The sequence below is a fragment of the Ruegeria conchae genome, assembly GCF_000192475.1.
GTDB lineage: Bacteria > Pseudomonadota > Alphaproteobacteria > Rhodobacterales > Rhodobacteraceae > Ruegeria > Ruegeria conchae.
The window spans coordinates 550,411-568,290 of record NZ_AEYW01000006.1 but is presented as its reverse complement, the minus strand read 5'-3'; the positions used below and the strand labels follow the sequence as shown (position 1 = coordinate 568,290).

Annotated in this window: 21 protein-coding genes; 4 read left to right on the top strand and 17 right to left on the bottom strand. The window is 54.8% G+C overall.

Annotated features, from left to right (window positions below; translation table 11 throughout):
- Positions 1-10: 10 nt before the first annotated feature.
- From G7G_RS0107320 to G7G_RS0107310, 3 genes are read right to left on the bottom strand one after another with little or no spacing between them, the layout of a single operon-like run.
- A complete protein-coding gene (locus G7G_RS0107320; protein ID WP_010440134.1) occupies positions 11-1,228 on the bottom strand; it encodes a serine hydrolase domain-containing protein in 1,218 nt (405 codons plus the stop codon).
- 27 nt (positions 1,229-1,255) lie between these two features.
- Positions 1,256-2,290, bottom strand: a complete 1,035-nt coding sequence (locus G7G_RS0107315) for a phosphotransferase family protein (protein WP_010440132.1) — start codon at positions 2,288-2,290, stop codon at positions 1,256-1,258.
- Between the two features lie 26 nt (positions 2,291-2,316).
- Positions 2,317-3,135 carry an SDR family NAD(P)-dependent oxidoreductase gene (locus tag G7G_RS0107310; RefSeq protein WP_010440131.1) on the bottom strand — a complete coding sequence of 273 codons (819 nt, stop codon included), beginning with the start codon at positions 3,133-3,135 and terminating at the stop codon, positions 2,317-2,319.
- A gap of 128 nt (positions 3,136-3,263) precedes the next feature.
- On the opposite strand from G7G_RS0107310, the gene G7G_RS0107305 reads away from it, so the two are divergent.
- The 3 genes from G7G_RS0107305 (at position 3,264) to G7G_RS0107295 (ending at position 5,595) form a co-directional block, all read left to right on the top strand.
- Complete coding sequence (locus tag G7G_RS0107305; protein WP_010440130.1) at positions 3,264-4,265, top strand: NADPH:quinone oxidoreductase family protein; 1,002 nt, start codon at positions 3,264-3,266, stop codon at positions 4,263-4,265.
- Between the two features lie 131 nt (positions 4,266-4,396).
- Positions 4,397-4,846 carry a type II 3-dehydroquinate dehydratase gene (gene aroQ / locus G7G_RS0107300; RefSeq protein WP_010440129.1) on the top strand — a complete coding sequence of 150 codons (450 nt, stop codon included), beginning with the start codon at positions 4,397-4,399 and terminating at the stop codon, positions 4,844-4,846.
- The gene (locus G7G_RS0107295) at positions 4,843-5,595 is read left to right on the top strand and encodes an autoinducer binding domain-containing protein (RefSeq protein ID WP_010440127.1); all 753 of its coding nucleotides are present in this window, start codon (positions 4,843-4,845) and stop codon (positions 5,593-5,595) included. Before aroQ ends, G7G_RS0107295 begins: the two co-directional genes overlap by 4 nt.
- Before the next feature lie 371 nt (positions 5,596-5,966).
- Here G7G_RS0107295 and tsf read toward each other — a convergent pair whose 3' ends face one another.
- The 5 genes from tsf to G7G_RS0107265 form a co-directional block, all read right to left on the bottom strand.
- Entirely contained in the window at positions 5,967-6,842 is an 876-nt protein-coding gene (gene tsf / locus G7G_RS0107285) for a translation elongation factor Ts (RefSeq protein WP_010440121.1), read from the bottom strand.
- A 76-nt stretch (positions 6,843-6,918) separates the two neighbouring features.
- Positions 6,919-7,719 carry a 30S ribosomal protein S2 gene (rpsB, locus tag G7G_RS0107280; protein WP_010440118.1) on the bottom strand — a complete coding sequence of 267 codons (801 nt, stop codon included), beginning with the start codon at positions 7,717-7,719 and terminating at the stop codon, positions 6,919-6,921.
- Positions 7,720-7,885: 166 nt separating this feature from the next.
- Positions 7,886-8,722: a lyso-ornithine lipid O-acyltransferase gene (olsA, locus tag G7G_RS0107275; protein WP_010440115.1), complete on the bottom strand. Its 837-nt coding sequence runs from the start codon at positions 8,720-8,722 to the stop codon at positions 7,886-7,888.
- A 4-nt stretch (positions 8,723-8,726) separates the two neighbouring features.
- The gene (gene olsB / locus G7G_RS0107270) at positions 8,727-9,482 is read right to left on the bottom strand and encodes an L-ornithine N(alpha)-acyltransferase (RefSeq protein ID WP_010440112.1); all 756 of its coding nucleotides are present in this window, start codon (positions 9,480-9,482) and stop codon (positions 8,727-8,729) included.
- A 106-nt stretch (positions 9,483-9,588) separates the two neighbouring features.
- Positions 9,589-9,771, bottom strand: coding sequence for a DUF3553 domain-containing protein (locus G7G_RS0107265; protein ID WP_010440107.1), 183 nt, complete (start codon positions 9,769-9,771; stop codon positions 9,589-9,591).
- Between the two features lie 42 nt (positions 9,772-9,813).
- Here G7G_RS0107265 and G7G_RS0107260 point away from each other — a divergent pair, with 42 nt between their 5' ends.
- Complete coding sequence (locus G7G_RS0107260) at positions 9,814-10,410, top strand: histidine phosphotransferase family protein (RefSeq protein ID WP_029621802.1); 597 nt, start codon at positions 9,814-9,816, stop codon at positions 10,408-10,410.
- Here G7G_RS0107260 and G7G_RS0107255 read toward each other — a convergent pair.
- From G7G_RS0107255 to G7G_RS0107215, 9 genes are all read right to left on the bottom strand, one after another.
- Positions 10,407-11,669 (bottom strand): glutamate-5-semialdehyde dehydrogenase, encoded by a 1,263-nt coding sequence (locus tag G7G_RS0107255; RefSeq protein ID WP_010440103.1) that lies wholly within the window; start codon positions 11,667-11,669, stop codon positions 10,407-10,409. The genes G7G_RS0107260 and G7G_RS0107255 overlap by 4 nt on opposite strands.
- Before the next feature lie 34 nt (positions 11,670-11,703).
- Positions 11,704-12,810 carry a glutamate 5-kinase gene (gene proB, locus G7G_RS0107250; protein ID WP_010440100.1) on the bottom strand — a complete coding sequence of 369 codons (1,107 nt, stop codon included), beginning with the start codon at positions 12,808-12,810 and terminating at the stop codon, positions 11,704-11,706.
- Entirely contained in the window at positions 12,798-13,832 is a 1,035-nt protein-coding gene (gene obgE, locus G7G_RS0107245) for a GTPase ObgE (RefSeq protein ID WP_010440099.1), read from the bottom strand. The genes proB and obgE overlap by 13 nt, the downstream gene beginning before the upstream one ends.
- Positions 13,833-13,869: 37 nt before the next feature.
- A complete protein-coding gene (locus tag G7G_RS0107240) occupies positions 13,870-14,406 on the bottom strand; it encodes a GNAT family N-acetyltransferase (protein WP_010440096.1) in 537 nt (178 codons plus the stop codon).
- Positions 14,403-15,011, bottom strand: a complete 609-nt coding sequence (locus G7G_RS0107235; protein ID WP_010440095.1) for a LysE family translocator — start codon at positions 15,009-15,011, stop codon at positions 14,403-14,405. Before G7G_RS0107235 ends, G7G_RS0107240 begins: the two co-directional genes overlap by 4 nt.
- A 95-nt stretch (positions 15,012-15,106) precedes the next feature.
- The gene (rpmA, locus tag G7G_RS0107230; RefSeq protein ID WP_010440093.1) at positions 15,107-15,376 is read right to left on the bottom strand and encodes a 50S ribosomal protein L27; all 270 of its coding nucleotides are present in this window, start codon (positions 15,374-15,376) and stop codon (positions 15,107-15,109) included.
- Between the two features lie 11 nt (positions 15,377-15,387).
- A complete protein-coding gene (locus G7G_RS0107225) occupies positions 15,388-15,996 on the bottom strand; it encodes a 50S ribosomal protein L21 (RefSeq protein ID WP_010440087.1) in 609 nt (202 codons plus the stop codon).
- 209 nt (positions 15,997-16,205) lie between these two features.
- Complete coding sequence (locus G7G_RS0107220; RefSeq protein ID WP_010440084.1) at positions 16,206-17,012, bottom strand: DUF2059 domain-containing protein; 807 nt, start codon at positions 17,010-17,012, stop codon at positions 16,206-16,208.
- Positions 17,012-17,854, bottom strand: coding sequence for a DUF2059 domain-containing protein (locus G7G_RS0107215; protein WP_029621801.1), 843 nt, complete (start codon positions 17,852-17,854; stop codon positions 17,012-17,014). Before G7G_RS0107215 ends, G7G_RS0107220 begins: the two co-directional genes overlap by 1 nt.
- Positions 17,855-17,880 lie beyond the last annotated feature (26 nt).

The window sequence follows — 17,880 nt, the reverse complement described above, 5'->3', positions numbered from 1 at the left end:
CGACAACCGATCATTCAACGAGTGCTGCATGCACAAGCGCCTTCAATTCGGCGCGCGATGGATAGGAGCTGGACGGCGAAAGCTGAGTGAAGAATACGGTCGTCAGATCATTGACTGGATCGAACCAGAAATACGTCGATGCCATACCACCCCAGCCGAAGTCACCAACCGAACCAGGGCATTTGGCAAGTGCCGGGTTTAGAACCACCGCTCCTCCGATACCGAAACCTGTCCCGTCCATGGGTTGTTCCGCGAAGCTTTGCGGCCCCATTGATGCAATGTCGCCTGGTAAGTGATTGCGAAACATAAACTCCATCGTCTTTGGCCCCAGGATTCTGGCGCCATTTCCTGTTCCTTTGCTCCGCAACATTTCGGCGAATTTACTGAAGTCGTCGATCGTACTGATCAGCCCGCCGCCTCCGGAAAAAGTAGTCGCCGCCTCGAATGGAGATTGCCCGGAATTATCCACCAATCGGAGTGTTTCGCCGCCTGATTTTGCGGCGTTCAGCGCCATCGCGTCACCTTCCAATGGGGTGTAGAGTGAGGCAAACCTGTCCCCTGCCCCATTAGGCACTGAGAACGCGGTTTCATTCATACCCAAAGGCTCGAAGAGTTGTTCCGTCAGAAATACGTCGAGCGATTTGCCTGATACCACTTCGATCACGCGTCCAATTACATCTATCCCGACCGAGTATTCCCAGCGCGCACCAGGTTGAAAGGCCAGTGGGAGTTGCGCCAACAGCTTTACCCTTTCTGACAGTGGGCCCTGTTGTGGGGAAAAGATCAGATCAAGTTCGTCCATGGCCTTGGGCAGCAGGCCGGGATTGAACGGGTAACTCATCCCGCTGGTATGGGTTAAAAGCTGATGCAGGCTTTGTGACGGCGCATCCTCAGTCTGATCAAGGCTAGTTGCGTCCGGAATCAGCGCCCTAGTGGACGTAAATTCAGGCAGAAACTCGGAAACTGGAGCGTCGAGATGAAACAATCCCTGTTCAACCAGGGTCATGAGGGCAACTGAGGTCACCGGTTTTGTCATCGAATATATCCGAACCAAACTATCACGTTGGAAGGGAAGGTCGTTCTCGATGCAACGCCGCCCACAAGTATGAAAGAACGCCTCTTTCCCGTGCTGGTGGATTAGAAGCGCGCTACCCGCATATTTGCGCTGGTCCACATACCTGTTCATCCATTTGCGAATATTGGCCAGTGAGGTCGGATCAAATCCCATGAGGCAACTCCGTTTGGGTCAAACCGCTTACGCCTCGCTGCGTAAAGCAGACAAGCCATGTTGGGCAAAGATTGGGACATAGGCACCAAATGCCTGTGCCCGCTTCGGATCAGATGCATTTCCGTCAAGTGCGCGCTTGTAAACACCTTGCAGAATTCCAGCCATTCGAAAGAAATTGAAAGCTAGGTAAAACCCAAAGTTCTCGATCGCTGGAATGCCGCGACGTGCGCAATAGTTTGCGACAAAGGCGCGATCTGTTGGTAAGCCAAGGTTTTCTCGGTCTACGCCCGCCAATCCGCGCCCCTCTTTTCCCGGGGGCAGCTGCCATTGCATGATAACTGCCGCGAGATCCGCATATGGGTGGCCGATGGTCGACAATTCCCAATCCAGAACCCCGATGCAGCCAGTGCCATTCGTTTCAAACATCAGATTGTCGATGCGATAATCCCCGTGCACCAACGTCCTTTGGTTGTCATCCTCTGGAACTTGATGCTCGAGAGCGGCAATCAAATGGTTCATGTCTGGGATAGTTTCGGTCTCAGAAGCACGATATTGCTTGGTCCAGCGGGCAATTTGCCGTTCGAAATAGTTGCCAGGTGGCCCGTAGTCCGAAAGACCAACTGCATCGATATCGACCATGTGTAACTCAGCCAGAACGCGGTTCATTTCATCAATCACGCCCGTGCGCGTGGTGTTGTCTTCACCCTTCATGACCGGATCTACAAACGTACGCCCTTGCAGATATTCCATTACGTAAAAAGCCGACCCTATCACCCGGTCATCTTCGCATAGCAGGTGAACTTTCGGCACAGGCACATTGCTGCCAGCAAGCGCGCTCATGACGCGAAACTCGCGATCCACTGCATGGGCTGATTTCAGCAATACTCCGGGCGGCTTGCGCCTTAAAACATAAGCCTCATTCGGTGTGCTGAGCAAATATGTCGGGTTGGATTGACCTACGGTGAACTTTGTCGCCTTCAATGGGCCGTGAAACCCATCAAGATGTGAGTTAAGATAGGTTTCAACTGCGTTGATATCTAATGTACTATCGGTTTCTTTCATCTACCAAACCTGCGGTCGATCTGGGGCTAAAGAGCATCAGCAAAGATGTTACCGCCTGTCTGGACGTTGATCCCGCCGGATACCGGCAACACCGCACCCGTGATGTAGCTGCCACCGCGGCCACACAGGAACAACATACAGCCCGCGATATCTTCGTCACGACCCACGCGACCCAACGGTACCGCCTTGCCGACGCGTTCGCGCTTACTTTCATCTTCGGTTGCAAAGGCGGTCATGCGCGATACGAACGGCCCAGGCGCCAGAGCATTCACTGTGACACGATACGGCGCAAGTTCCTTGGCCATGATTTTTGACAGGTGAATCACCGCCGCTTTTGACGCGGAATAGCTGTAGGCCCCGTCACCCATCGGGACCTCGCCCATGACCGATCCAATATTAACGACCCGTGCTGGATCATCGTCGCTGGCTGATTTCATTAAAAGCGGCAGTAGTTTTTGGGTCAGATCGAATATACCTGCGACATTGACGGACATCACTTTATCCCACGCCGAGTGGGGAAACTGACCCATCGGTGCGCCCCAGGTAACACCAGCATTATTCATTAATATTTCTAGAGATTGCGTTCGTTTGTTGACCTCACCAACTAATGCATCAATACCCACTTCGCTGCCGATATCGCCTGCGAAACCTTCTGCAGATCCGGCGGTACCTAACGCGTTCAACTCTGCCGCAACCTGTTCACATGCATCACCCTTGCGCGAGGCAATCAGAACATGAGCACCGGCGCGAATAAGCGCCTCGGCTGCCATCCGGCCAATACCCGTGGCTCCACCTGTGACCAGCGCAGTTTTTCCGTTGAGTGAAAACAATGTCTCGGGCGTCATGAAATCTCCTTTCAGGTGATCTGCTCTTTGCGCCTATCGTTTGAAAACCAGAGCGGCGGTCATCTTGACAATACGTTCGTGTAATCCAACGATTTCAATACAAACGAAGCAAGGGGCAAGTGGGGCATATGCAGACATTACTCAGCGTCAAACCGGGCGGGCCAGAAACATTGGAGTTGACCACCCTGCCCGATCCCGTGCCAAAGGCTGGTGAGATATTGGTGCGAATTCACGCGGGCGGAGTGAACTTTCCAGATACGCTGATGATCCGGGACCTTTACCAAATGAAGCCTCCTCGTCCATTTGCCCCAGGTGGCGAGATTGCAGGTGAGATCACCAGCGTCGGCAAGGATGTCGTTGATTTCTTGCCCGGTGATCGTGTTCTGGCGCTGACAGGACATGGAGGGTTCGCCACGCACCTGACGCTCAAACCAGCGACGGCGATCAAAATCCCGGATGACATGCCATATGAAGACGCTGCGTGTTTTATTTTCACGTACGGTACGTCTTACCATGCGCTCAAAGATCGAGCGCAGCTGCTATCGGGGGAAACCGTACTTGTGCTTGGCGCATCGGGTGGCGTTGGCTCCGCCGCGATAGAGCTTGCCAAAGCCATGGGCACGCATGTGATCGCGGCAGTTTCGTCCGAAGAAAAAGCACAGTTTTGCAAAAAAGTCGGTGCAGATAAAACACTGATTTATCCACGTGATCTGGACCGAGCGGCGCAAAAGGCGCTGTCTGCTGAAATCAAATCGCTGGCCGGTGGCGAAGGTGTGGATGTGGTCTATGACGCAGTTGGCGGGGACTACGCCGAACCTGCCTTGCGCAGTTTGGCGTGGGGAGGCCGATATCTGGTCGTCGGTTTTCCAGCAGGCATTCCCAGCATTCCGTTGAACCTGACGCTACTCAAAGGATGTCAAATCGTCGGCGTGTTTTGGGGCGCGTCAGTGTTTCGGGATCCGAAAGTGCATTCTCAGAATGTGGGTGAGCTGTTCAAAATGTATCGAAGCGGTGCCATCTGCCCTCGTATCAGCGCCCGGTTTCCACTTGAACGCGCGGCGGAAGCGATCACCAAGATGGATCAACGCAAAACTCTCGGTAAAGTTGTGGTCACAATGGGAACTAAATGAGCTGATATTCATTCAGAACTTTAGATTCTTACCAATATGCGACACAACCACTCGCGCCAAAGGGGCGATGGTCGCTGGACGCCTCAAATTTTCGGGTTTATGAAAAAGAAGAAGATGGGGACAGTTTGAATATGCAAAAAATATTGGTTCTGAATGGTCCGAACCTGAATCTGCTGGGGACGCGGCAGCCCGAGGTTTATGGATCAACGACCTTGAAGATGATCGAGGACCTGTGCGTCGCTCATGGTCAGGCACTGAATCAGACGATCACGCATATTCAAACCAACCACGAAGGCGCATTGATTGATGCGATTCACGCAGCACGCGGCGAACAGGATGGAATCGTCTTGAACGCGGGTGGATACACCCATACGTCGGTCGCGCTGATGGATGCGATTTCTTCCGCCGAAGTTCCGGTTGTAGAGGTTCATCTGTCAAATATTCACGCACGCGAAGTGTTTCGACACAAATCATACGTTGCCCCAGTTGCCATTGGTCAGATTTGTGGATTCGGCGCACATAGCTATGTGCTTGCGCTGAATGCCCTTGCGGCCCATTTGGCTGAGGGGGGCACCGGATGAACCTCAACGATTATCTGAACTTTCTGAGCTATACCAAGACATTGGAAGAGCTGTGGGATGCCCACTGCCGCCAGATGGCAAAGTTTGGATTTGATCGGTTGCTGTATGGTTACACCCAGTATCGCACGGCGACCTCATTGGGCGACCCCGAGGATTTCGTCATCCTGTCCAACCACTGCAAAGATTACCTTGATGGGTTCCTCCGCTCGGGATTGTATTTTCACGCTCCGATGTTGAAATGGGCCTTGGATCATGAGGGTGCGGCAAGCTGGAGCATGATCAATGACATGATGTCCAGCGGTGTTATGACACCAGAAGAACTCAGGGTTTATGAGTTTAACAAATCTCTGGGTCTTACATCGGGTTATACGGTCAGCTTCAACTCGGTTTCGATGCGAACCAAAGGCGCGATCTCACTTGCGGCCCGAATGCATGATCAGGATGAAGTGGACGAGATCTGGCAGGAACACGGCGAGGATATTTTGCTGATGAACAATGTTGCTCATCTCAAAATTCTGACCTTACCGTACAACGCTCCGAATCGCGCTCTGACTAAGCGTCAACGAGAGGCGCTTCAATGGGTGGGGGATGGAAAGACCACTCAGGACATCGCGTTGCTTATGGGTTTGACGGCCGCGACGGTGGAAAAGCACCTAAGGCTGGCGCGCGAGGCGCTTTCGGTTGAAACCACAGCGCAGGCAGTGCTTAAGGCGACTTTGCATAACCAGATGTTTGTAATGGAAGCCTGACCCTGATTTAACGCTACATTGCGTCAAATTGACCTTGGGTAAGGAATACATGACTTTCCGAATCTCCCCCATAAATTGCAAATTGGTATTGTTCCGTGAGTGGTGGCTTTAGCCAGGGAACGTTTTGATTGGATCTTTGTAATACCAAAGCTCTCTGATCGCTCTGACATCGAGGCGTCTATTCGTCCGCGTCGCTTTGTCGGAATTTTTGAGGGGCCCTTCCATCCCCATCATGCAGGGCCCCTCAATCTCCTCTTTTCCTTGATGTTGTTTACTGCGCATTGAAAAGCTGCCTAGCACAAAAAAACCCGGCTGCATCGCAACCGGGTCTTTTATGGATTGCAGCCCCTCAGTGGGGCTGCATTTTATCTTTAGCCTTGAGCTGCCTTCGCAACTTCGGCTGCGAAGTCTTCTTTTTCGACAACGATGCCTTCGCCTACTTCCATGCGGACAAATCCGGTGATGGTTGCACCCGCTTCTTTAGCCGCAGCTTCGACGGTCAGGTCGGGATTCACAACGAAGTCCTGGTTCAGCAGAGTCGACTCGGCAACGAATTTTTTCATACGACCGACGATCATCTTTTCAATCACCTGCTCCGGCTTGCCGGATTCGCGGGCGATGTCCATCTGGACCTGCTTCTCTTTCTCGACAACTTCCGGGTCCATGTCCGCCTCGGACAGGGCTGCTGGGTTTACAGCTGCAATGTGCATTGCAACCTGCTTACCGAAGGCTTCATCGCCGCCGGACAGGGCAACCAGAACACCGATTTTGCCCATGCCGGTTGTTGCAGCATTGTGGACATAAGACACAACAGTGTCGCCCGACAGTTTGGACATGCGGCGCACCGACATGTTTTCACCAATGGTGGCGATCTTGTCGGTCAGGGTGTCTGCGACAGACTTGCCGCCCAGATCGGCAGCCAGCAGCGCGTCGACGTCATCGACGCCTTCGGCTGCATAGGTGATCTTGCCGACCATCTCCTGAAATTCGCTGTTTTTCGCAACGAAGTCGGTTTCCGAGTTCACTTCGACAGCAACTCCGTTGCCGCCGTTGACGTGAACAGCAACCAGACCTTCGGCTGCGGTACGGCCCGATTTCTTGGCCGCTTTGGCCAGGCCTTTGGTGCGCAGCCAGTCAACGGCTTCGTCCATGTTGCCACCGGTTTCGGTCAGCGCTTTTTTTGCGTCCATCATGCCTGCGCCGGTCGAGTCGCGCAGTTCTTTTACCATTGCTGCTGTGATTGCCATCTTTTGGCTCTCCTCAATTCAAACGGAATTGGGGCAGGTCTACCCTGCCCCATATGTCATTTACGTGACGGGCAGCTTACGCTTCGGCTTTGGCTTCCGGCGCGGCTTCTTCTGCGGGTGCTTCTTCGGCAACGGCTTCTTCAACCGGAGCTTCTTCGAATGCACCCAGATCAACACCTGCAGCACCCATCTGAGCGGTCATACCGTCCAGAGCGGCGCGTGCGGCCAGGTCGCAGTACAGAGCAATCGCGCGCGCTGCGTCGTCGTTGCCGGGGATGATGTAGTCAACACCGTCGGGCGAGCAGTTGGTGTCGACAACAGCCACAACCGGGATACCCAGTTTGTTGGCTTCGGCGATCGCCAGTGCTTCTTTCTTGACGTCGATGACGAACAGCAGATCAGGAACGCCGCCCATCTCGCGGATACCGCCCAGCGATGCCTGCAGTTTGCCCTGGTCACGTTCCATGCCCAGACGCTCTTTCTTGGTCAGGCCTTCGGCACCCGCTTCCATCGCTTCGTCGATCTGGTTCAGACGGTTGATCGACTGGGAAACAGTTTTCCAGTTGGTCAGTGTGCCGCCCAGCCAGCGGTGGTTCATGTAGTACTGAGCCGACTTTTCAGCGGCTTCCGCGATCGGGCCAGCGGCCTGACGCTTGGTACCTACGAACAGAACGCGGCCACCTTTTGCGACGGTGTCACGAACTGCCTGCAGAGCCTGATCCAGCATCGGAACAGTCTGGGTCAGGTCCATGATGTGGATACCATTGCGCGAGCCGTAGATGAACGGGCCCATGCGGGGATTCCAACGCTGTGTCTGGTGACCAAAGTGAACGCCAGCTTCCAACAGCTGACGCATGGAGAACTCGGGAAGAGCCATGCTATTTTCCTTTTCCGGTTTACGCCTCGGCGGGGGTGAAAGAAGCGGATGCTCCAACCGGCGGGCCAGATAAGGATGTCTCCCTCAAATGACCCAAACCCCGCCTGCGGGTTTGAATGGCGCGCGTATATGACAGGATTTGAGACAGTGCAAGGGCCAAATGCCCTTATTTTTCAAGCCGCGCCAAGCTGTGAGCGTGCCGCACGGCCTGTTCGCAATGCGCTGCCAGAGCTTTACGGTTTTCAAAATCGCTGACCTTGGCGGGCTCATGATATATTAATTCCACCCACCCTTGGCTTCGCGCTCCCAACGTCTTGAGCAGATGCGGCCCGAAATCCATTTCGCCCCACCAGCCGTAAAAACGCTCGGGCTGCCCTTTGGGCGCATGAAAAATTACCGAGACGGGTTGGACATACATGAATTCGCGCAACTCATCCGTGAAGAACGCAGCGAAAAGCGTTGTTTTGAATGGCAAAACTCGCAAACCATCTGTCGAAGTGCCCTCTGGGAAGAACAATAGCTTATGCCCGGCCTTAAGGCGCGCTTCGAATATGCGGGTCTGTTCGCGAGCTTTTTGGCGATTTCGCTCAATGAATACCGTACCGGTAGCTTGTGCCAACCATCCGATCCCCGGCCACTTCGCCACCTCGGCTTTCGAGACAAAGTAGACGCGTTTGCGGGCATTCAGCGCAAAAATGTCCAGCCACGACGTGTGATTTGCGACCACGGCGCCACGGTCCCTCATCAACTCACCAGAGCTATGAAATCCTATCCCGAGGATCCTGAACGCGTTGCGGCAGACAAATTGACTGATGAAAGGTGTAACTGGTCGCTGAACGCGACAAAATGGACGTTCGATCAAGCGTATCGACAGCAGAACGATCAGGCCCCCAAAAACTAGCACCGCCAGAGGGACGCCGCGCAAAAACACCAATATCCAGCCAAGAACACCAAGTTCGATCGGATCAGGTTCGTCTTCGCTCTGCCATGAGGGATCGCTCACCTCGTTACGCTCCACTGTAAATGCGTCGCTGACGCGCGTTCATGCGGGTGGTGTCGAGTATCAGGCACACATCGGTTGTATTGAAGGCATGATCGATAAAAGCCCCCTCACCGACGAAACCGCCTAGACGGAGGTAAGCCTTGATCAGGGATGGCACCTGAACCATGGCAGCACGACGATCCAGGGCATCGGCCGGCAGTAGGTCCATGGGCTGAAACACGCCCGGCTGTGCCCGGACCCTTAGGTCTGGTGGGGCTAGATGGTTGTGATGCAGCATCGATAGCGGCTGTGCCAGCTTCTGGACATTGGTGCCATGAAAGCTTGCGACACCGAACAGAACTTCGATTTCGCGCTCCGTGACGTAGGCCGCCAGCCCATTCCACAGGTGATACATCGCGGTGCCACCGCGGTAATCCGGATGCACGCACGAGCGCCCAAGTTCCAACAATTTGCGACCGCTTTGCTTTAAAACGGTGAGGTCATATTCATCCTCGGAATAGAACTGCCCCAATTCGGCCGCTCGCTCACCGGGAAGCAATCGATAGACGCCGATAACCGCGCGCGTTGAATCATCGATGGCCAGCATATGATCGAAATGCGGGTCGAACCGGTCTTTCTCGAGCCCGAACTCGTGGTCCACCATCTCACCACCGCCGCCGAGTTCACGCACAAAGACGTCGTAACGCAGACGCTGGGCTGCGCGTTGTTCAGCCTCGGTTTCAGCAAGTTTTACGGTGAATGAGGGGCCTTTATTCGGCATCAATATTTGGTCCGTTATTTGTGATTGCGCGCTGATAGCGCGATTGCATTACGAAAGGCAACAAGCCCGCGTTTCGCCTGAGTTGTTAACCTTTCCTAAACCAGTTTCACGGATCAAAGACCGGCATCAGGGCTATGCGTGTCCCGTCGATTACCACTTTCCCCTGCTCGCGAAAGTTTACGGTGATCTTGCCCCCGATATTGGACTGCACCTGTCCAACGCCCCAATCGGGGAAATCGGGGTGGCGGACATACATGCCCGGTGCAAGAATGGCATTCAGATCTGTCATATTGGGCTCCGGGTCCTGAGGCAGATGCAGCAGGAGGTACGCATGGGCGCTTCAGACGTCAACCTGGCCGAATTGATCGGCTCTCGGATCTGCCATGATCTGATCAGCCCAATTGGGGCAATCACCAACGGGCTTGAACTGTTGGAGATGGTTGGCGCGGTCCAGGGTCCCGAGATGGAGCTGATTTCCGGCAGCGTCGGAAGCGCGGGCGCGCGCATCCGGTTCTTTCGCGTGGCCTTTGGGGCAGCCAGTGATCAACCGCTGGGAAGAACCGAGGTAATTGAACTGCTAAAGGATCTTGAAAAGGCGAGCCGGGTTCGGATCACATGGAACCTGACTGAACCCGTGCCGCGCAATCAGGTAAAACTCGCCTTCCTCTCCGTGATGTGCTGCGAAAGCGCGATGCCGTTTGGTGGTGAGGTGGAGATCGAAACTCGGGGTGATGCGTGGACTGTGACAGGAACAGCCGACAAACTGAACCTCGACCCCGATTTGTGGAAAGGGGTTTCAACCGGCTGTTTTGCCAGCAAAGTCAGTCCGGCACATGTTCAATTTGCACTGTTGCCCGAAACCGCTGCTGCGATAGGGCGTCGGGTTGCGGTAGAAACGACCACAACCCTGGTGAAACTGCGATTCTAAGCCCTCGTCGTTCCGTTTCCACGAACCAGATATTTAAAGCTGGTCAACTGAGCCGCCCCGACAGGTCCGCGCGCATGCATCTTACCCGTGGCGATGCCGATCTCGGCGCCCATTCCGAACTCGCCACCGTCGGCAAACTGGGTTGAGGCGTTGTGCATCAGAATCGCGCTATCGAGGCGTTCAAAGAAATGCGCTGCAGCAGCAGTGTTCTCGGTCATGATGCAATCTGTATGGCTGGAACCATACGTATTGATATGATCGATCGCAGCATCGATGTCAGCAACAGGCTTGGCTGCGATGATGCTATCCAAAAACTCCTTGCCCCAATCCTCATCAGTTGCGGCAATAGTGCGATCATTGGCCAAGATGCCTTGTGCATGAACCTCGACACCCGCCGCTTGAAGCGCCGCAATGACGTCACGCCCAAGCGTTTCCGCCACGTCCTGATGCACCAACAAACACTCCGCAGCACCACAGATGCCAGTGCGCCGCGTCTTGGCATTCAATACCACATCCAGCGTCTTCTGAGGGTCTGCAGCCTTATCGACATAGATATGAACAATGCCTTCAAGATGGGCAAAGACCGGCACGCGCGCCTCGCGCTGCACAAGACCGACCAAACCTTTGCCGCCGCGCGGGACAATGACGTCAACGTAATCTGTCATCGTTAGCAGCTCTTGCACTGCGGCACGATCACGGGTCGGTATCAGTTGGATTGCATCTTCGGGCAGGTTGGCGGCCTTCAGTCCTTCGACCAAACAGGCATGAATAGCGGTTGACGAATGAAAACTCTCGGACCCGCCGCGCAAGATTACTGCATTGCCCGACTTCAGGCATAGCGCACCCGCATCCGCCGTCACATTGGGGCGGCTTTCATAGATCACTCCGATCACACCCAAAGGCGTGCGTACACGCTGAATGTTCAGACCCGAGGCCATGTCCCATTCGGCCAGAACCTCACCCACCGGATCGGCCTGTTCAGCCACGGTTCGCAAGCCGTCAACCATACCTTGAACGCGCGCCTCATCCAGCATCAGGCGGTCCATCATCGCGGGGCTTAGGCCCTTCTCACGACCAAACTCCAAATCTTTCTTGTTGGCCTCAATGATGTCATTGCGATTGTTCCAAACGGCATCTGCAGCCGCGATCAACGCCGCGTGCTTTTGTTCGGCGCTGGCAAATGTCAGTTCGCGCGAAGCCAATTTCGCGCGTTTGCCGAGGTCTTCCATCAGGCTGGGAATACTGTCGAAGTCTTTCATCTCGTAAGCCTTTCAGGTGGTTCTCTCTATTCTATCAAAGCGCCAGATCATCTCGATGGATTAACACTGCGCGGCCCGGATAGCCTAGTGTGGTTTCGATTTCAGAGGACTTGCGCCCCTTGATCGCGTCGGCCTCTTGCGCGGTATAGCGGCTGAGGCCTTGCGCCAGTGGTCGCGCTGCTGGGTCTAGGATCGTAACTGGGTCACCGCGTCCAAATTCGCCGGTCACTTCAACAATTCCAACAGGAAGAAGGCTTTTACCGTTTGTCAGAGCTGTAACCGCACCATCATCGATCATGATCTCACCACGCGGTTTCATGGCCGAAATCCAGCGTTTCCGGGCAGCATGCGGATCAAGTGTTGCTGTAAACCAAGTGCAATTTGCGCCGTTTTCCAGCGCTTTCAGCGGGTTCAATGTTGACCCTTCAGTTATTGCCATGGTGCAGCCGGCAGCCGTTGCCATCTTGGCGGCGAGAAGCTTGGTTTTCATTCCGCCTTTAGACAGACCCGATCCCGCATCACCGGCCATGGCCTCGATCTCGGGCGTGATCTGGTTGATCACATCGTATCGAGTTGCGGTGGTGTCTTCGATCGGGTTGCCAGTATAGAACCCGTCAACGTCTGACAGCAATATCAATTGATCTGCGCCGACCGTCACGGCGATCTGTGCGGCCAACCGGTCATTGTCGCCATACCGAATTTCATCGGTCGCCACTGTGTCATTTTCGTTAACGATAGGCACAACACCTAACCCAAGTAATGTCTCAAGCGTCGCACGAGAGTTCAGGTATCGCCGCCGATCTGCACTGTCCTCTAGCGTCACCAAAACCTGCGCGGTCTTGATGTCATGTGGCGTTAATACTTCCTCATACGCGCGCGCCAATCGAATTTGACCGACAGCAGCCGCGGCCTGAGATTGCTCTAATGGCAGCGTCTGCATTGGCAATCCGAGAACGCCACGCCCAAGCGCGATCGAGCCCGAAGATACCAGGATGACATCTGTCCCCTGCCCTTTTAGCCACGCCACATCCTGTGCGAGCGATTGCAACCACTCCAATCGCAACTGGCCGGTATTCCGATCCACCAGCAAGGCGGACCCAATCTTGACCACCATGCGGTTTGCGGCGGTCAGGGTTGCCAAGGCTCTGCCTCCTCGGTGGGTTTTTGCCGCAGGCGGTTTTCATCAATCTGTGTCCGCAAAGCACGCAGCACTTCTGTTACACCCAGATGTGCAACACCAGACATCGTCATAACCGGGCCACCCACGGATTGCTCGAGCTCTTCTTTGGTAAGCTCAAGTTCTTCCTCATCCAGAGCGTCAACCTTGTTCAGAACGGTGATACGCGGCTTGTTCGCAAGCTCGCCGCCATAGGCCTCAAGTTCGTGAATGATGGTGCGGTAATCTTCGGCGACGGTTTCGGACGTGCCATCGACCAGATGCAGCAGAACGGCGCAACGTTCGACATGGCCGAGGAAGCGATCCCCAATCCCACGCCCTTCGTGCGCGCCTTCGATCAGGCCGGGGATGTCTGCGACGACGAATTCCACGTTATCTACGCCGACAACGCCCAGATTTGGGTGCAGCGTAGTAAAGGGATAGTCAGCGATTTTGGGCCGAGCGTTTGATGTTGCGGCCAGAAAGGTTGACTTGCCCGCATTGGGCATCCCAAGCAGACCCACATCCGCAATCAGCTTCAGCCGCAACCAAATCGTGCGATCAATCCCCGCCTGCCCCGGATTGGCACGGCGTGGAGCCTGATTGGTGGCTGATTTGAAATGCAGGTTACCGAACCCGCCGTTGCCACCTTTGGCTAACAGGACCCGCTGACCAATTTCCGTCAGGTCGCAGATCACGGTCTCTTCGTCTTCATCGAGAATCTCGGTTCCGACAGGCACACGCAGGATGATGTCATCACCATCCTTGCCAGTACGCTGCTGACCGCGCCCAGGTTGACCGTTCTTGGCAAAGAAGTGCTGCTGGTAACGGAAGTCGATCAGGGTGTTTAGTCCGTCTACGACCTCGGCCCATACCGAACCGCCCTTACCGCCGTCCCCGCCATCGGGTCCGCCGTATTCGATGTACTTTTCGCGTCGGAAGCTGACGCAGCCGCCACCTCCGGCCCCGGACCGGATGTAGACCTTTGCAAGATCGAGAAATTTCATAGCTGTCCCCTACTGCAAAGGCCCCATCGGCCACAAGTCAGAGTTTCTTTGTATACGTCCAGGTGGGCACATTCGCATCGCGCGCCACTGAATAAGTTTCCGCATCGCCAAGATACTGAAACCCGCAATGAGTCAGCACCCGCGCTGAGGCCGGGTTGTCCTGAAACACGCTGGCAAACATTGTTGCATTTTCCAGCGGATTGGCTTTGACCAGCGTTTCAACAGCCAAAGATGCAATGCCTGTGTTCCAATAAACTGGCGCGACCCAATAGCCGATTTCGGATTGATTGCGATCCAGCTTTTCAAGCGAAATCAAGCCAATCAGCTCGGGCCCGCCATCCTTGGTCGCATCCATCGCCCAAACGTCCTCGTCCCGCTCGTCCGACATGGCGCGCGTTACGAACGCCTCGACAGCTCCGGGCGGCAGCGGATGGGCGATCCGCGTGGTCATGCGCGCGACACGTTCATCGCCGGCGTAATGCTCAATTAGTCCCATATCCGACCGGCGCAGGGGGCGCAGGTCGAACCGCTCGGTTTCAATGACCGGCTGATTTATAATTGCCTCAAGTTTCATGAGTGCGTTCCTCCTCCGAACAACACAAAAAGTACGGACGCAACTGTCAAACTGGCTAACGTCCACATCAGATATTTTTCGGCAGGCCGACCTTCAACCGCATGGGCGATCCGATCTCCTGCAAATGTCCAAATCGGGTGCAACACGATCTGGCAGATCAACAAACAGAGAGCGATCGTGAGAGTCGCCTCAAAACTCGGTGTCCCTGCGGCCACAAATCCAGTGAAGCCTGCAATAATCATCGCCCAGGCCTTGGGATTAAGCGGGTGTACAATTAACCCCGCCAGAAATCCGGGCACTTGCTTATCCGTTTGACCGCGAGAAAGCCGCAGATTGGCGATTTTCCACGCAAGCCAGCAAATATAGGCAGCCGAAGCATATTTGAGCGCCTCAAACACCAGCGGCGCCTGATCGGCCACCTGCATCAGTCCGAAACCAACCGGCCAGATGATCAACTGCTTGCCCAGAATGACCCCGCCTACAAACGGCAGCGCCGACCGAAACCCATAGCGCGCACCTGTTCCCAGCAGGACCATGTTGGCTGGTCCCGGTGTGCCAACCTGCGAGGCGGCAAAAATCAGGAAACTGGTGGTTGCGACTGTCATCGGCTCTGGTGATCACGACTGCGTTAAAACGAAAAAGGGACCGGCACTTTGTGCCGGTCCCCCATGAATTTTTCTTAAACCTTCTGGGTTTCGGCTTACTCTGCGGCCTCCGCCACTGGCAGGACCGAAATAAAGGTGCGGTTTTTAAGTCCCTTATGGAACTTCACGGCGCCATCGACAGTTGCAAAGATTGTGTGATCTTTGCCCATGCCTACGCCTTCACCTGGCCAGAACTTGGTACCGCGCTGACGTACGATGATGTTGCCTGCGATGGCTGCCTGGCCACCATACAGTTTCACGCCAAGGCGGCGACCTGCTGAGTCGCGACCGTTACGGGAGGAACCGCCAGCTTTTTTATGTGCCATTCTCTCTCTCCTTAGCCTTGAGCCAGCTCTTTGGCTTGCTCAACCCATTCGGGTTTCACTTTGATGGTGTCGATAGCAGCAATCTGCTCATCCGACAAGGCGGCCAGAGCGGCAAAGCTCTCGATACCGGCCTCAACCAGCTTTTTGGCAGCGGCAGGGCCGACACCGTTCAGCTTGGTCAGATCGTCAGCAGCAGCGGCGGGTGCCTCTGCCTTGGCTTCAGCTTTCTTGGCGGGCTTTGCAGCAGGTGCCGCTTCGCCAGCCGGAGCTGAACCGGTTGCAGCTTTGATGCCCGACTTGTCAGCGCCCGACGACAGGATGTCGGTGATTTTGACCAGTGTCAGCTTCTGACGGTGGCCAACGGTACGCTTTGAGCTGTGCTTACGACGGCGCTTGACGAATTTGATGACCTTGTCACCTTTGATCTGTTCGATCACTTCGGCCTGTACGCCTGCGCCTTCAACGAAAGGCGCACCAACAACAGGAGCGTCACCGCCCAGCATCAGAACATCGTTGAATTGAACTTTTTCACCTGCGTCGGCAGCCAGTTTTTCAACACGGAGCACATCGCCCGCCTGAACCTTGTACTGCTTGCCGCCAGTCTTGAGGACCGCAAACATGCGTCTTTCCTTTGTCTAACCGCGTTCTGTGGTCCCCGGATGGGTGTTTCTGGCTTTCGCCACCTCGAACAGCGCGCCCTTTTCGGGCAGTGTGGATGACCCTTAGCGCGTTGCTATCGGGTCAAAGAATAACGATACCCGGCGCGGAAAACCGGCCGGGATGCGCGCTTATCCAAGCATTGCCTGCCAAAGTCAACCCAAAACCGGGATCAAAGTTCTGAGGCGCTCATTGCCTGCGCAACGGCCTGGCCAAGCTGGTATGAGATGCTGTTGAGCATCTCGTCAAAACTCTTGAACAAAGCCGCGTTTAGGGCGCGTCCGGCATCCGTGCGCGAAAAGGCAATGTTCTCGCGCAATTGCGTTTCACTCAAAGGCCGATAGGCTAAAAGAAGAAATGAGTACATCCATTCCGTCGTTTCTGCCTTGGTTTGCTCATGTTGGGACAGCAGTTCATCCAACACGGTTGCCTCATCCAATGACCCGTTCTGCCCCGAGGCGAGCCCACGGTAGAAACTGAAGTCTGCACTTATGGTTCCCCGGACATTCTGTTCGATTAAGTCGTTAACCTGCACGTACTCGTCCACCAGACGAAAAAACATGTCTTCACGATCAGTCTCAAAATAGGCCGTTCGCGCCATCTGATCGATCGTATCATCCGCCAGAGCCTTCCGTGCTGAATTTTCAAGAGAAACAATGCTCTGCCCAAGATCGCTTTCAAAAAAGATCGAAGACTGTTCCAATTGTGCATTGGTCATTATGCGCCCAACCGATTGCGACAGGCGTTCGTACATGGATGAAGGATCATACAATTCAGCAACCTGAGCCTGAAAATACGACCCTCCCGCTCCGCCTAGCATCGACTCGTCAATCGAGAGCCCTTGGGCCAAGCCCTCTTCGCTTAGTATTTCCAGGAAATCCGACAAATGCATGGCCTGCATCAATCGTTCAGCCTGCTGATTGGCTGCCAAGGGCACTGCCCATACGACCAACAAGATCGCAGCGGCGAGAACGCGCATCAAATATCCTGAGCCGGACGAAGCTCGGCCATGCGGGCCGCCAAGACCTCGAATCGCATTGCCATGATCTCGTATTGGATCGCGTTCAACAGCTCATACACCTCTTGCATCAAAGGCTGTTCCAGGGCCTCGACATAAGCATCGACATCATCATCTGAGAATTCTTGATAGGTGTAGGCCGCGCCGGCCAAAGCGGACAGTTGCAGCGACCGACGCATATCGCCTTCGTTGCGGCGCATCATTTCACGCAGCTCATCCCCATTGAGTTGCAAGTCGATAATGCCAGACGCACTGGCCGCCATCAAAAACCGAACCTGAATCTCCTGCAGTGCACGTAAGGAAGTGCCGCTTGCATCTACCGCTCGGTTCATTCGTTTCAGGCTTTCGACGCGGGAAGATCCATTTTTGATGAGCTCGGACACAATTTCCTGCCCAGCAAGCTGCTTGGCATCGTCATCTTCATCCGAATGAGCTGCGTTTTCGGCAACGACTAGTCTTTGCCCCAGCGCGGATGCATAAAATGTCACAGCATGGTCCAACGCCTCGTCGCTGAGCGTCTGCTCGAGGATTGAAACAGCGGTATCGTACATGAGTTCTGTATCGAATACTTCTTCAGTCAGGCGCGTCCAATCTGAACCGAAACCGTCGGGGTCAATTCCCAGCATTTGCGGGGCCGAAGCAGACGCATGCGCGATACTTTCCAACGCAACGTCAAACCCAGTTGTGGTCAGAAATGCCTCAATCTGGTCTCGGCTGGCGGCATGCGACTGCATCGTCATGGCACCTAGCGAAAGAAGCAGAATTATAACACTGATGGTAAACTGGCGTAGATGGTAGGTCATACCCATCAGCCTAGGAGTTTTCTTGT